Annotated in this window: 2 protein-coding genes; both read right to left on the bottom strand. The window is 75.7% G+C overall.

All coding sequences use genetic code 11. The features are described 5' to 3' along the window. Nucleotides 1–34: 34 nt before the first annotated feature. Nucleotides 35–8,089 (bottom strand): type I polyketide synthase, encoded by an 8,055-nt coding sequence (locus GR130_RS02355; RefSeq protein WP_159503164.1) that lies wholly within the window; start codon nt 8,087–8,089, stop codon nt 35–37. 59 nt (nt 8,090–8,148) lie between these two features. Continuing rightward, nucleotides 8,149–15,963, bottom strand: coding sequence for an SDR family NAD(P)-dependent oxidoreductase (locus GR130_RS02350; RefSeq protein WP_236572714.1), 7,815 nt, complete (start codon nt 15,961–15,963; stop codon nt 8,149–8,151). Nucleotides 15,964–15,967 lie beyond the last annotated feature (4 nt).

The following is a 15,967-nucleotide window of genomic DNA, read 5'->3' as shown; positions in this document are numbered from 1 at the left end:
GTGCGGATCCGCACAGGGGGTTTCGCCCGTCGTTTCAGCCGGCGTACGGGCGGGTGAACACGCCCGTCTCCCGTACGGCCGCGTCGCCGTCCGCCGGCCCGGCGGCCAACAGGCCGCACAACCGGGTCCGCGCCCGCTCGTCGAGGACCGGCGGCAGGTCCACCAACCCGCCCCAGCGGCCCGGGTGTTCACGGGCCGCCGCAGGGCCCAGGCTCCACAGCCCGACCTGCCGCCCGCGAGCGGGCCGCTCGGCGGCGGCCACCGCCACCGCGCCCTGCGTCACGCACCACAGCGGGGCGTGCACGGCGGCCTCGCCGAGCGCACCGAGCAGCGTCCGCGCGCTGTCGGCAGGTTCGGCGTCCGGGGTGGCCGCGGTGGCCAGGCAGGACAGGACGCCGGCCACCGGGCCGCGGCCGTCGAGGAGTTGGCGCAGCCGGCGGGCGAGGGCGTCGCGGCTGTCGGCGGGGGCCGCCGGGAGGGCCACGACCTGGGCGCCGTGCCGCAGCAGCGCGCCCAGGAGCGGGTCGCCGAGATCGCCGGGGCCGCCCGTGCCGCCGGAGGGCAGCACGACGAGCCAGGTCCCGGACAGCCGAGGCGTGCCCGCCTCCGCCAGCGGCGTCCACCCGGCCTCCCGCCGCCCCTGGAACGCGTACGTCGGCAGGTCCACCACGCGTGCGGACAGGCCGCCGAACACGGCGTCCCAATCCACCGCCACGCCCCGTACGTGGGCCCGGCCCAGGGTCTCGGCCAGCGCACGGGACGCCGAGGCACCCCCGGGCGCCTCGTGCCCCGCGAAGTGCGCTCCGTGCGGCCCGAGTTCGAGCACCGCACCCCGCGGGGCGGGGGACTCCACTTCCCGTGCGTGCCGCAGCCAGTACTCGGGCGAGGCGAGTTCCGCGTCGGCGACCGCCCGCCCGTCGGCGGCGGACACGAGCGGGACGCGCGGTGCACAGTAGGTCGCCTTCTCGGCCACCCGCCGGAACTCCTCCGGCAGATCCCCGGGCAGGCCCTCGACCGGACCACGGGTCGCGCCCCCGGTCCGTTCACCGCCCGCGAGACGGCCGTGTGCCACCGCCAGCGCGGCCGCGTCGTCCAGGTCGAGCACCCCTGCGACATGGGCGGCGGCCAGCGCGCCGACCGAGGAGCCGGACAGCCGGTCCGGCCGCAGCCCCCAGTGCTCCAGCAGCCGGAACATCGCCACCTGCACGGCGAAGAGCGCGGGATGCCCGTACTCCGCCTGCTCCAGCAACTCCGGCTCGTACCAGACGACATCGCGCAGCGGGCGGCCGAGATGGACGTCCAGGCGCGCGGCGACGCCGTCGAGCGCCTCGGCGTACACCCGGTGGGCGCGGTACAGCGCCCGCCCCACGGTCGGCCGGCGGCCGCCGTGCGCGGTGAAGTGGAAGCCGATCCGGCCGTCGGCGGCGGTGCCCCGCAGCACGCCGTGCGCCTCCTCGTCGCCGCGCGCCAACGCGCCCAGGGCGGCGAGCAGTTCGTCCCGGTCGGCGCCGAGCGCGACCGCGCGGTGCGCGAAGGCCGTACGCGTGGTGGCCAGCGAGCGGGCGAGGTCCGCGGGTTCCGCCTCGGGCCGGGCTTCCACATGGCCGAGCAGCCGCCGCGCCTGGTCCCGCAGCGCCTGCGGGGACGCCGCCGACAGCACGCACGGCACGGGCGGCGGGGAGGGCCGCACGACGGCGGCGGCCGCCGCGTCGTCGCCGGTGGCGGGCGGGGCCTGCTCGATGATCACATGCGCGTTGGTGCCGCTCGTGCCGAACGCCGAGACGCCGATCCGGCGCGGTGCGTCCGCCCGCGGCCACGGCGCCGCCTCGCCCAGCAGCCGCACGGCGCCCGAGGACCGGTCGAGGTGCGGCGAGGGCTCGTCGGCGTGCGGGGTGCGCGGCAGGACGCCGTGCCGCAGCGCGAGCACCGACTTGATCACCCCCGCGACCCCGGCCGCGGCCTGGGTGTGCCCGATGTTCGCCTTGACCGTGCCCAGGCGCAGCGGCCGGTCGGCGGGCCGGTCCGGACCGTACGCCTCCTGGAGCGCGCGCACTTCGGCCGCGTCGCCGTCCACCGTGCCGAAGCCGTGCGCCTCGACCGCGTCCACCTCGTGGGCGGCCAGCCCGGCCCGCTCCAGCGCCTGGGAGATCACCTGCCGCTGGGCGGCGGCGTCGGCCGCCCCCGTGCCGCCGCGGCCGACCGCGCTCCCCCGTACGACGGCGAGCACGGGGTGCCCGGCGCGCCGCGCGTCCGACAACCGCTCCAGTACGAGCACTCCGGCGCCCTCGGCGAGCCGGGTACCGTCGGCCGCCGCGGCGAACGCCCTGCACCGGCCGTCCGCCGCGAGGCCGCCGCGCTGCCGCTGCCGGTAGGCGGCGAAGACGGCCTCGGTCCCGTACACCGTGACACCCGCGGCCAGCGCCAGCGTGCACTCCCCCTGCCGCAGCGCCTGGGCCGCCAGGTGCAGCGCCACCAGCGACGAGGAGCACGCGGTGTTCACCGTGACGGCCGGGCCCGCCAGCCCGAAGGCAGCGGCCACCGAACCGGAGATCTCCTCGCCGACCGCGCCGCCCTCCTGGTGCGTCAGGCCCACGAACACCCCGGTCCGGCTGCCGGACAGGGAACCGGAGACGATCCGGGCGCGCTCGAACGCCTCCCAGGCGACCTGGAGCAGCAGTCGGCACTGCGGGTCCGCGGCCGCCGCCTCGTCCGGCGCCATACCGAAGACGTCCGGGTCGAACGCACCGTCCACGAACCCGCCGTTGTCCGCACCGGACCCGCCGGACGCGGCCCAGTCGCGGTCGCCCGGGACCGGCGAGACCGCCTCCTCGCCCGAGGCGAGCAGGTGCCACAGGTCCTCGGGACCGGCCACGTCGCCCGGCAGGCGGCAACCCATCGCGACGACCACGACGGGATCGTCGTCGGTGGCGGTGGCGGGCGCCGTGACGGCGGCGGTGCCCGCGCCGGGCTCCGGATCAGGCAGCAGGGTGAGCAGGTACCGGCCCGCCTCGACGGGCGTCGGGTGGTCGAAGACCAGGGTGCCCGGCAGGTGCAGTCCGGTGTCCGCGGCCAGCCGGTTGCGCAGCTCCACCGAACTCAGCGACCCGATGCCCAGGTCCTGGAACGTACGGCGCGGGTCGACCGCGCCCGCCGCGTCGAAGCCCAGCACCGCGGCGGTGGCCGTGCGCACCAGCTCCAGCAGCGCCTCCTCCCGCTCGCCTGCGGGCAGCGCGGCCAGCCGGTGCGCCGGTGCGGTGCCGTTGTCCCCGGCGGCGGCCGTCCGGGTACGGGCAACCCGGCGCACCGGCACGTCGACCAGGCCGCGCAGCAGCGCGGGCACACCGCCGGCGGCCGCCTGGGCGCGCAGCGCGCCCAGGTCGAGCCGTACGGGCACGAGCGCGGCACCGCCGGCCGCTCCGGCCGTATCGGGCGCCGTGTCGAGCACCGTGTCGAGCGCCAGGTCCAGCAGCTCCAGGCCGTCCTCGGCGGACAGCGGAGGGAAACCGGTGCGGGCCATGCGGTCCCGCACCGCCTCGTCCAGACCACCCGTCATCCCGCTGCTCGGCTCCCACAGGCCCCAGGCGAGGGAGACCGCGGGCAGCCCCTGAACCCTGCGGTGCTGCGCCAACGCGTCCAAGCAGGCATTCGCGGCGGCGTAGTTGGCCTGCCCCGGACCGCCCAGCACACCAGCCACGGAAGAAAACAGCACGAAGGCAGACAGATCACAGTCACGCGTCAGCTCGTGCAAGGCGACCGCCGCATCGACCTTCGGCCGCAAGACGGTCTCGAACCGCTCCGGGGTCAGATCGGCCACCAGCCCGTCATCAAGCACACCGGCCGCATGCACCACGCCAGTCAACGGATGCTCGGCAGGAACAGTGGCCAGCAACGCACCCAACGCACCACGATCCGCCACATCACACGCAGCCCACCTCACCTCCGCACCCCGACCCACCAACTCCGCCTCCAACACCCCCGCACCCGGCGCCGCAGCACCACGACGACTCACCAACAACAGCCGCCGCACCCCATGCCGCGCCACAAGATGCCGAGCCACCAAACCCCCCAGCGCCCCCGACGCACCAGTGATCAACACCGTGCCGCAGGCAGGCCACACCCCCCCGGCCGCAGCCGGCACAACGGAACCCTGGGACACGGAACCCTGCGACAACGACACCGCACGCGCCAACCGCGGAACAAACAACGTCCCCGCACGCACGGCCAGTTGCGGTTCCGCGGTGGCCAGCACCTCAGGCAGCCCACGCACCCACGCCGCGTCCAGCTCGCCCTCGGGCACATCAAGCAGAACGAACCGGCCGGGATGCTCGGACTGCGCGGACCGCACCAGACCCCACACCGCCGCCTGGCCCAGGTCACCGACGTCCTCCCCGGACCCGACAGCCACCCCACCACACGTCACGAACACCAACCGCGAGCCCGCGAACCTCTCCTCCGCCACCCACGACCGCACCAGACCCAGCACCCGGCCCACCGCCACCCGAACCGCCGCCGCCCCACCACCCGCCTGGGGCACACAGGGCACGAACACCACCTGCGGATCGCCGCTCAGCGACGTGAGGCCGTCGCCTGCCTCGTACGTCTGGACCTGCATCCCCCGGTCGCGTAGCCCGGCGGCCAGCCCCGATTCGTCCGGGCCGAGCACGGCCCACCGCACGGGCCCGTCCGACCCCTCCGGCGGCAGCTGCACCGGCGTCCACTCGACGCGGTAGAGCGGCGGGCCCTGGGGCGTGACGCCGGAGAGCGCGCCCTCCGGCACGGTACGTACGACGAGCGAGTCGACCCGGGCCACGGGCGCACCGGTGGCGTCGAACGCCTCCACACGCACCGTGTCGTCATGTGCGGTCAGCCGCACCCGCAGCGCCGAGGCGCCCGCGGCATGCAGCGCGACCCCTCGCCAGGCGAACGGCAGCCGGGGCCGCCCGGACTCCGGCTCGCCGCTTCCGTTCCCCTCGTCGCCGAAGCCGGGCAGGCCGAGGGCGAGCGGGTGCAGCGCGGCGTCCAGCAGTGCCGGGTGCAGCCCGAACTCGCCCGCCGCCGTGGCCTCGTCCAGCGCCACCTCGGCGAACAGCTCGTCACCGCGCCGCCATACCGCCCGTACGGCGCGGAAGGCGGGGCCGTACCGGAGACCGGCCGCGGCCATCCGGTCGTAGATGTCGTCGGGGCGCAGCGCGTCGGCGCCCTCCGGCGGCCAGGACCACCCGGCGGGGGTTCCGGGCCGGGTGCCGGTGGCCAGCAGGCCGGTGGCGTGCCGGGTCCACGGCTCCGTCCCGCCCGGCCCGCCCGGCGCATCCGCGTCCGCATCCGCATCCGCTGCGCCGTCGGGGCGGGAGTACAGGGCCACCGTGCGGCGACCATGCTCGTCGGGTGCGCCGACGGTGACCTGGAGCCACACCCCGCCGCTCTCGGGCAGCACCAGCGGGGCTTCGAGCGTCAGCTCTTCGAGCAGGTCGCAGCCCGCCTCCTCCCCGGCGCGCAGCGCCAGTTCGGCGAAGGCGGTGCCGGGCAGCAGTACGGCGTCCCCGACGGCGTGGTCGGCCAGCCACGCATGCGTACCGACCGAGAGGCGGCCGGTGAACAACAGGCCCTCGGCGTCCGCGAGGGATACGGCGGCGCCCAGCATCGGGTGTCCGGCGGTGCGCAGACCGAGACGGCCGGGGTCGACCGGGGCCGCGGCGCTGTCGCGCCAGTACCGCTCGCGCTGGAAGGCGTAGGTGGGCAGGTCCACGTGACGGGCACCGGTGTCCGCGAAGTACGCCTGCCAGTCGGGCGCGCAGCCGTGCGCGTACGCCTGGGCGAATGCGGCCAGGAAGGCGCGCGGCGCGCTCTCGCCGCCCGGTGCGATGCCCACGACCGCGGTCTCACCGCCGCCCGGTAGCTCCCGAAGGCGTTCGGTGAGCCGCTCGTCCGGTCCCAGGGCGATCAGGACGCCGACGTCCTGGTCGAACAGCGGACGCGCGGCGTCGAGCGTGGCGTATACGGGCACGGGGGTGGCGGCGGCGTGCGGCAGCAGGTCCTGACGGTCCGTCACCACGGCGTGGAGCGCGTCCTCCAGGGACACCGCGCCCGCGACACAGGCCGCGGCGGCCGCTGCCGACGCGTCCTGTGCGACGACGGCGGCCGGCTCCACGCCGTGCGCCCGCCACAGCGCGGCCAGCGCGGTGCCGATCGTGAACCGTACGAGCCCGGCGACATCGGCGCGGCCGTGCTGCGGGGCACCCGGCTCACCCCTCAGCACGGCGGTGAGCGACCAGTCCACCAGGGGTGCCAGCGCGCGTTCGCACGCGCCGACGTGCGCCGTGAACGCCGGTGCGGAGTCGAGCAGTTCGCGGGCCGTACAGGCCCACCGCGCGGCCTGCCCGGCCTCGCCGCCCTCCCCGGACCCCGCTACGGATCCGGACAGGGCGGGGAGGACGAAAGCCGCCCTGCCGCCGCCGGACGCCGTCCCCGTGACCTGCGGTCCGGCGGCCAGGGCGGCGAGCAGTTCGTCCCGGTCGGCGCCGAGCACGACCGCGCGGTGCTCGAAGGCCGTACGCGTGGTGGCCAGCGAGTACGCCACGTCCACGGGGCGCAGGCCGGGCCGCTCGGCGACCCAGTCGCGCAGCCGGGCGGCCTGTGCACGCAGGGCCTGCGGCGTTCTGCCCGAGATCACCCATGGCAGCGGCCCGGACGCGGGCGGCGCCCCGGCGGACTGCTCGGACTGCTCGGACTGCTCGGACTGCTCGGACTGCTCGGACTGCTCGATGATGACGTGCGCGTTGGTGCCGCTGACGCCGAAAGCGGAGACGGCCGCCCGCCGCGGCTCGCCCGCCGCGGGCCAGCTCACGCTCTCTGTCAGCAGCCGCACGTCGCCCGCCGACCAGTCCACGTGCGGCGTGGGTTCGTCCACGTGCAGCGTCCCGGGCAGCGTGCCGTGCCGCATCGCCATGACCATCTTGATGACCCCGGCCACGCCCGCGGCCGCCTGGCTGTGGCCGAAGTTGGACTTCACCGAGCCCAGCCACAGCGGCCGCCCCGGCGCCCGGTCCCGGCCATAGGTGGCCAGCAGCGCCTGGGCCTCGATGGGGTCGCCGAGCCGGGTGCCGGTGCCGTGTGCCTCCACCGCGTCGACCTGCGCGGTGGACAGCCCGGCGTCGAACAGGGCGTCGCGGATGACGCGCTGCTGGGCGGGGCCGCTGGGCGCGGTGAGCCCGTTGCTGGCGCCGTCCTGGTTGACCGCGCTGCCGCGCACCACGGCCAGCACCGGGTGCCCGTTGCGGCGTGCGTCGCTCAGCCGCTCCACCACGAGGACACCGACACCCTCCGCCCACCCGGTGCCGTCCGCCGCGCCCGCGAACGACTTGCAGCGGCCGTCGGGCGCCAGCCCACGCTGCCTGCTGAACTCGACGAACGTCTCCGGTGTGGCCATCACGGTGACCCCGCCGGCCAGCGCCAGCGAGCACTCGCCCCGGCGCAGCGCGTGCACCGCCTGGTGCAGCGCCACCAGCGAGGACGAGCAGGCCGTGTCCACGGTGACCGCGGGCCCCTCCAGGCCGAGCGCGTAGGCGACGCGGCCGGGCACCACGCTGCCCGCGGCGCTGCTGCCCGCGTAGTCGTGGTACATCAGGCCCGCGAAGACGCCGGTGCGGCTGCCGCGCAGCGAGCGGGGGTCGATGCCCGCGCGCTCCACCGCCTCCCAGGCGGTCTCCAGGAACAGCCGCTGCTGCGGGTCGGTCACCAGCGCCTCGCGTGGGGACATGGCGAAGAACGCGGCGTCGAACCCGGCGGCGTCGTGCAGGAAGCCGCCCTCCCGGGTGGTGGCGGTGCCCGGGTGGTCGGGGTCCGGGCAGTACAGGCCGTCGCGGTCCCAGCCCCGGTCGGCCGGGAACTCGGTGACCGCGTCGGTGCCGGTGGCCACCAGCTCCCACAGTCCCTCCGGCGACACGACACCGCCGGGGTAGCGGCAGCCCATGCCGACGATCGCGATGGGCTCCCGGTGCCGTTCCTCGGCCTCGGTGAGCTGCTTACGGGTGCGTTGCAGCTCGGCGGTGAGCCGCTTGAGATAGTCGCGGAGCCGGTCCTCGTTGTGCATGGGGTGTCGTCGCTCCTCAGGCGTCGAACGGATGAGGCGGATGGAGGGGAACCGGCTGCTCAGGAGCCGCCGAGCTGGCTGTCGAGGTAGGCGAAGAACTCGTCGTCGGTGGCCGAGTCGAGCCGGTCCAGGGCCGTGGTCCCGTCCGGTTCGCCGTCTTCGCCGCCCTCGCCGTCGCCGGAGGCGCCGTTGTGTGCGGCAGCCAGCCGCGCCGCGGCGTCCCTCAGACGCTGGGCGACCCGGCCGCCGATGGTCTCGTCGGCCTCGGCGTACCGGGCGAGTTCGCTCTCCAGCCGGTCCAGCTCGGCGAAGGCCCGCAGGACTCCCGCCGCGCCGCCCCCGCCGCCGCCCAGCTCCTGCCGCAGGTGGGCGACGAGTGCTGCCGGGGTCGGGTAGTCGAATGTCAGGGTGGCCGGGAGCCGCAGCCCGGTGGCGCCGTCCATCCGGTTGCGGAACTCGACGGCGCTCAACGAGTCGAAGCCGAGCTCGGTGAACGGGCGGTCCGCTTCGACGGCGTCCGTCCCCGCGTAGCCGAGCACCTCGGCCACCTGACCGCGCACCAGAAGCGACAGCTCGGCGCCCTGTTCGGCGTCCGGCAGCCCGGCCAGGCGCCGCCGCAGCGCGTCCGCCGCGCCGTCCCGGCCGAAGCCCGTGCCGCCGCCCTTGCCCGGTGCGCGCACCAGGCCCCGCAGCAGCGGCGGCACGGCGGCGTCCCGGCCCGTGAGCGCGGCCATGTCCAGCCGGATCGGCATCAGTTGGGGAGCGTCCGAACCCACCGCCAGGTCCAGCAGCTCCAGGCCGTCCTCGGCGGACAGCGCCTGGATGCCCGTACGTCCCATACGGCGCCGGTCCGCCGCGTCCAGCGAGCCGCCCATGCCCGCGGTGCCTCCGCTGCCTTCCCACAGGCCCCAGGCGAGGGAGACCGCGGGCAACCCCTGAACCCTCCGATGCTGCGCCAACGCGTCCAAGCAGGCATTCGCCGCAGCGTAGTTGGCCTGCCCCGGACCGCCCAGCACACCGGCCGCCGAGGAGAACAACACGAAGGCAGACAGATCACAGTCACGCGTCAGCTCGTGCAAGGCGACCGCCGCATCGACCTTCGGCCGCAAGACCGTCTCAAAACGCTCCGGCGTCAGATCAGCCACCAGCCCGTCATCAAGCACACCAGCGGCATGCACGACACCGGTCAACGGATGCTCGGCAGGAACAGTGGCCAGCAACGCACCCAACGCACCACGATCCGCCACATCACACGCAGCCCACCTCACCTCCGCACCCCGACCCACCAACTCCGCCTCCAACACCCCCGCACCCGGCGCCGCAGCACCACGACGACTCACCAACAACAGCCGACGCACCCCATGCCGCGCCACAAGATGCCGAGCCACCAAACCCCCCAGCGCCCCCGACGCACCAGTGATCAACACCGTGCCACCGGCAGGCCACACCCCCCCGGCCGCAGCCGGCACAACGGAACCCTGGGACACGGAACCCTGGGACGACGACACCGCACGCCCCAACCGCGGAACAAACAACGTCCCCGCACGCACGGCCAGTTGCGGTTCCGCGGTGGCCAGCACCTCAGGCAGCCCACGCACCCACGCCGCGTCCAGCTCGCCCTCGGGCACATCAAGCAGGACGAACCGGCCGGGATGCTCGGACTGCGCGGACCGCACCAGACCCCATACCGCCGCCTGGCCCAGGTCACCGACGTCCTCCCCGGACCCGACAGCCACCCCACCACACGTCACGAACACCAACCGCGAGCCCGCGAACCGCTCCTCCGCCACCCACGACCGCACCAGACCCAGCACCCGGCCCACCGCCACCCGAACCGCCGCCGCCCCACCACCCGCCTGGGGCACACAGGGCACGAACACCAGCTCGGGGAGCGTGCCGGCGGCGGCGAGTTCGGCCACCCCGGCGTACGGCTCGGCGGTCACACCGGCCGCCGCCAGCCCGGCGGCCAGGCCGAGCGCGTCCGGCCCGAGCACCGCGCAGCGCCCCGGAGCGGTTCCGGCGGCGGGGGGCAGCGCGGTCCAGTCGACGCGGAACAGCGCGTCGGATGCCGCGGAGCCGGCGCGCCGGGACACCGGACGCAGGGCCAGCGACTCGACGGTGGCCACGGGTGCGCCCGAGGCGTTCGCGGCCTCAAGGGCCACGGCGTCCGGGCCCGCGGGGCTGATCCGCACCCGCAGCCCGCCGCCACCGCCCGTACCGGGGTGCAGCGCGACCCCGCTCCAGACGAACGGCAGATGCGGCTGGTCCGGTACGGAGAGGAAGGAGCCGTAGGCGATGGCGTGCAGCGCCGCGTCCAGGAGCGCCGGATGGACGCCATACCCGGCGGTGTCCTGACGTGCGTCCTCCGGTGGGGCGACCTCGGCGTAGAGGTCGCGGCCCCGGCGCCACACCGCGCGCAGCCCGCGGAACGCCGGGCCGTACCCGAGTCCGGCGGCGGCCAGCCCCTCGTACAGCCCGTCGATCGCCACGGGTTCGGCGCCGCTCGGCGGCCACTGGCCGAGGCCCGACGGCGCCGGCGGTGCGCCGGGCGCGAGCGTTCCGGTCGCGTGCCGGGTCCAGGGGATGCCGTCCGCCGCCTCCTCCGGCCGTGCGTGGACGGTGGTCCGGCGCCGTCCTTCGGCGTCCGGGGCCGCTGCCTGGACGGTCAGCCGGATGGCGCCGCGCTCGGGCAGCGCCAGGGGCGCCGCCAGCGTCAGGTCCTCGATCACCGGGCAGCCGACCTGGGCGCCGACGTGCGCCACCAGCTCGACGAACGCGGTGCCCGGCAGCAGCGCAGAGCCCGCGACCAGGTGGTCGGCGAGCCACGGGTGGTCGGTCAACGACAGCCGGGCGGTGAAGAGGCTTGCGCCGTCGGGCAGTTCGGCGGATGCGCCGAGCAGCGGATGGTCGACGGCGTCGACACCGCCCAGGGCACCGGCACCGCCCGGAGCGCCGACAGCGCCCGTACGGGCCGGAGCGGGGGCCAGGGGCCCGGCCGAGGCCGGGGTGATCCAGCAACGGGTGCGCTCGAAGGGGTAGCCCGGCAGCGACAGCCGCCGCGGCCGCCGCCCGCGGTGCAGGGGGCCGAAGTCGACCTCGGCTCCGGTGACCCAGGCGCGCGCCAGCGCGTCCAGGTCGCCGGCCTCGGCGGCCGCGGTGAGCCGGGCCGCGGCGGGCTGGGCGGCCGAGCGGTCGCGCCGCCCGCGGTGGGTGCCGGGCGGGAGGGCCCCGTCGGCGAGGTGCGCGGAGAGCCGCTCGGCGAGCTGGGCGGGGCCGGACGCGATGACGGCGAGCCGGGCGTCCATGGCGTCCCGGCCCGACTGGAGGGTGAAGGCGAGGTCGTCGGGGTCGACGGCGCCTTCCGGCGCGGCACCCGGCGCGTGCGGACCGTGCGGCGCGAGCCGCCCGGACAGCCGTGCCGCCAGCGAGCGGAGCGTGGCCTCGCCGTCCACGAAGGAGGGCGGCAGTTCGACTCCCAGCTCCTCCTCGATACGCCGTGCGAACATGGCCAGCTCCGGGTAGTCCAGGCCGAGTTCGGCCAGCGACTCGTTCGGCGTCGAGCCGGCCGCGGCGGCGCCGGGCAGCTCGCCCAGGATCCGCGCGAGGCGGCGTTCGCAGCCGTCCGGGTCCGGTCCGCCGGAGTGCCGGGCCAGGAAGTCCGTGACGCGGCGCAGCAGGTCGTGCAGGCGGCCCTCGTTCTTGGCCGAGAACACATACAGGCGGTCCCCCGCGCCTCCGGCCTCCGGGCCCGCGCCGTGCTCGGCGTGCTCCGGGTACTCCTCAAGGATCAGATGCGCGTTGGCGCCCCCCGCCCCGAAGGAGCTGATGCCCGCGCGCAGTGGCGCCCCGCCCGGACCGGGCCGCCAGGGGGTGCGCACGCGCTGCACGTAGAACGGCGAACGGTCCCAGTCGATGGTGGTGTTGAGCCGCTCGGCGTGGAGCGAGGGGACCAGCTCGCGGTGGCGCAGCTGGAGCACCACCTTGGTGACCGCGGCGATGCCGGCCGCCGACTCCAGGTGGCCGACGTTGGACTTCACCGACCCGATCGGGATACCCGCCTCGCCCGTCCCGGACCGCGCGAACGCCTTCTCCAGGCCCGCCACTTCGATCGGGTCGCCGAGCGACGTACCGGTGCCGTGCGCCTCGATGTAGCCGAGGGTCGCGGGGTCGGTGCCGGAGCGCCGGAAGGCGTCGGCCATCAGCTCGGCCTGCGCCTGCGGGTTGGGCACCGAGAAGCCGCCGGTCCGCCCGCCGTGGTTGAGGGACCGGCCGCGGACGACCGCGTACACGTGGTCGCCGTCCCGGAGGGCGTCGCGCAGCGGCCGCAGCAGCACGGCGCCCACGCCCTCGCCGGGGACGTAGCCGTCGCCGGAAGCGCCGAAGGCGCGGCAGCGGCCGTCCGTGGACAGGAAGGATGCCTGGCCGAGCAACAGGTACTTGTTGGGGTGGACGGCGAGGTTGACGCCACCCGCCACGGCCGCCTCGCACTCGCCGCGCAGGATGCTCTCGCACGCCTGGTGGATCGCGGTGAGCGAGGACGAGCACATGGTGTCCAGGGCGATGCTCGGCCCGCGCAGGTCGAAGAAGTACGAGGCGCGGTTGGCGATGGCGGCGTTGAACGAGGAGGGGACCAGCCCGGCGGGCTCGTCCGGGCCGCGCACGCCGAACAGCTGGTACTGGTTGTACATCACGCCCACGTACACCCCGACCGGGCGGCCCTTCCAGCTCGCCGGGGCGTGCCCGGCGTCCTCGAAGGTGTGCCAGACGGTCTGCAGGAACAGCCGCTCCTGCGGGTCGATGATCGCGGCCTCATTGGGCGAGACGTGGAAGAAGAGCGGGTCGAACTCCTCGATGCCGTCGAGGAATCCGCCCCAGCGGCCGTAGGTGCGGCCCGGGGTGCCCGGCTCGGGGGCGTGGATCGCGTCGTGGTCCCAGCGGCTCGCGGGGACCTCGGTGATGCAGTCCCTGCCGTCGCGCAGGTTCTCCCAGAAGCGGTCGAGGTCCTCGGCCATCGGGTAGCGGCCGCTGATACCGACGATGGCGATGGCGTCGTCCTCGACGGCGTCGGCGGCATCGGTGGCCCGGACGGCAGCGCCGCGGACGCGGCCTTGGACCGGCGGCTCTCCCAGCGCCAGTTGCTGGAAGGGGTGCGCATGGCGGCCGATCGACTCGATCATCCGCTCCTGGTGGCCCGCGATCGCGATGACATGGCTCGCGGTGCCGGCCAGCGCGGTCAGCAGGATGCCGGTACCGGTCGCGTCGTCGAGCGGTTCCATGCCCATGGACCGCAGCCCGGCCGCCGCGTCCTCGCTCAGCCCCATCCCGCCGCTGCGCCAGGCGGGCCAGCCGATCGAGACCGTACGGCCGTGCCGTTCGCCCGCGGCCGCCAGGCGCGCCCGTTCGGCGGCGAAGGCGTCCAGGAAGGCGTTGGCGCACGCGTAGTCGGTCTGGCCGGCGTTGCCCCAGGACGCGGCCGTGGAGGAGCAGAGTACGAAGAAGTCCAGCGGCTCCGCGCCGGTGGCGCGGTCCAGGTGCACGGTCCCGGCGACCTTGGCCGCCAGGACGGCCTCGGCGTCCGCTGCGGTCTTGCCCGCCACCATGCCGTCACGCAGCACGCCCGCGGCATGGATGACACCGTGCAGGGCGCCGAACCGCCGCCGGGCGGCCGTGACCAGCGCGGCCACGTCCTCGGTGCGCGAGACGTCGGCGACCTGGTGCAGCACCTCGGCGCCCAGCGCGGTCAGTTCGTCGATACGGCGCCGCTCCTCGGCGCCGAGCGGGGAGCGGCCGCACAGCACCAGCCGGGCCCGGTGGCGCTCGGCCAGATGGCGCGCGAACACCAGGCCCACGCCGCCGAGGCCGCCCGTGATGAGGTAGACGCCGCCCTCGCGCGGCTCGGCGGTGGGGCTCGCGGAGTCCACGGCGGCGGTCCGGCGGTAGCGGCGCACGGTGCGCCGCCCGCCGAGGATCCGTACGTCCATGTGCGCGTCGTCGGACAGCTCGGCCTCGGCCCGCTCGGCCAGCTGCGCGGCCGGCACGTCGATTTCGAGCAACGTGGCGCGGATGCCGGGGTGTTCGAGCCGGAGGCTCTTGAACATCCCGCCGAGGGCTCGCAGCGGCGTGAAGCCGCCCCCGCCCGCCGCCGACGGCGTCAGGCAGTAGACGAGTCGCACCTCGTGCTTGCCCGGCAGCCGCATCAGGGCGGCGGCGAAGTGCAGCAGGGCGGTGAACTCGCGCTCCAGTACCCGCTGGTCCGCGCCGGTCTCCGCCGGGACCCAGATGACCTCGGTGGGCAGCGCGTCCCGTGCGGCGAGCCGCGCGAACAGGCGCTGCCAGTGCTCCGCCACCGCCGGGTCGAGCCGGAAGCCGTCGCCCTCTTCGGCGAACGCGGCACCGAAGCCGACGCGGGTCGCCCGGTGCCGGCCCGGGTGGGCGGCGAGGCGTCCGGCCGGGTCGACCAGCAGCCGCGTGCCTGCCGGGGCCCCGGCGGGCACGACCGGCGGCGGCGCGTCCTCCCAGACTCCCTCCAGGTACAGCACGTCCGGCGCGGCGGCCGGCGCCGCGTCCCCCTCGGCTTCGCGCGTCTCGACTTCGCGCTTCTCGGGTTCGCGCTCCCCGTGCGCCTGGGGGGGCTCGGGCGCGGGCGCCACGTCCCCGAGCGTCTCGTGCAGATGGCCGGCGAGGCCCTGGACGGTGTTGTGCTCGAACAGGAGCGTCGGATACAGCTCCGTCGACAGGGCGGTCTCCAGTTCCCGTACGACCGCGAGCAGCGCCGTGGACTCCAGTCCCAGTTCGTAGAAGCCGCGCTCCGGGTCGATCCGGTCGGCGGTGGTGCCGAGCCGTTCGGCCAGCAGGGCGCTGATCAGATCGCGCAGGGTCCCGACGCCCGCGGCCGGCGCGGCCACCGGCGCGCCGGTGGCATCGGACGCCGTGGCCGTCGCCTCGGCCGCCGCGGCCGCCTCGGCCGGGCCTGCCGCCACCCGCGTCAGCTGGGTGATCGAACCGGCCTGCCGTACCCGCTTGGACGTCAGCCCGTGCAGCCACATCTGCCGCACGCCGTCCGCGTCGTAGAAGTCCAGGTCGCAGACGTTGAGGTCGGCGTCGTGTCCCGCGTAGCGGGGCGGCCGGGCGTGGACGCGGTTGTCGCCGCCCAGGGCCCGACGGGCGCGGAACGACTCGATGTAGATGGGGATGTAGGGCTTGCGGTCCTGCGGCGCGACCTCGCCGAAGCGCTCGGTGAACGCCTCGGCGAACTGCGAGGGCAGCAGCGTCGCGGAGTCCAGGCAGGCCGGATGGAGATGGAAGTAGTCGAGGTAGGCGGCCGCGGACGGGCTGACGGACAGCTCCGCGAGCAGCTCGCCGGCCGCGACATGGAGGGTGCCGCGGCCGCGCATGAAGTCGCCGTGCACGATTCCGGCCGCCCGCACGGCCCGGTACAGCTCCGCCATGTCGACCGTGCGGGCGCCGCGGTCCCGCAGCTCGGCGAGGTCGACGCGATGGTGCGGAAACGGCTCGCCGAGGTGGAGTTCGCACTCCAGGACGTCGGACGGCTCACCGCGGCCGCCGTCGCGCAGCAGCGGAACGCCGCGCACGGTGACGCGCCGCCGGTCCGCCCGGCCCGTGAACCGGAACTCCAGCTCGGTGTCGAACCGCTCGCTCGCGGCCACCGCCTGCTGGAAGAGGATCCGCCGCAGTTCGGCGGTCTCGGTGTCCACGCCCTTGGACCGCAGGATCCGGTAGATCAGGTCGAGGAACGAGACCCCGGGGAGGATGCTCGTGCCGTGCACCGTGTGGTCCCGCATCAACGGGTCGGTGGCGCGGACCGTCACGGTGCACTTCAGCCCGTCCAGCCGGGCATGCGGTGTGTTGCTCAAGACT

It is taken from the genome of Streptomyces sp. GS7, assembly GCF_009834125.1.
Lineage (GTDB): Bacteria > Actinomycetota > Actinomycetes > Streptomycetales > Streptomycetaceae > Streptomyces.
The sequence above is the reverse complement of the archived record's forward strand: the minus strand, read 5'-3'. Positions and strand labels throughout refer to the sequence as shown.

Excerpts from the sequence above, each read along its gene's own strand:
- GR130_RS02355 (WP_159503164.1), bottom strand. The coding sequence starts at position 8,089 with ATGCACAACGAGGACCGGCTCCGCGACTATCTCAAGCGGCTCACCGCC.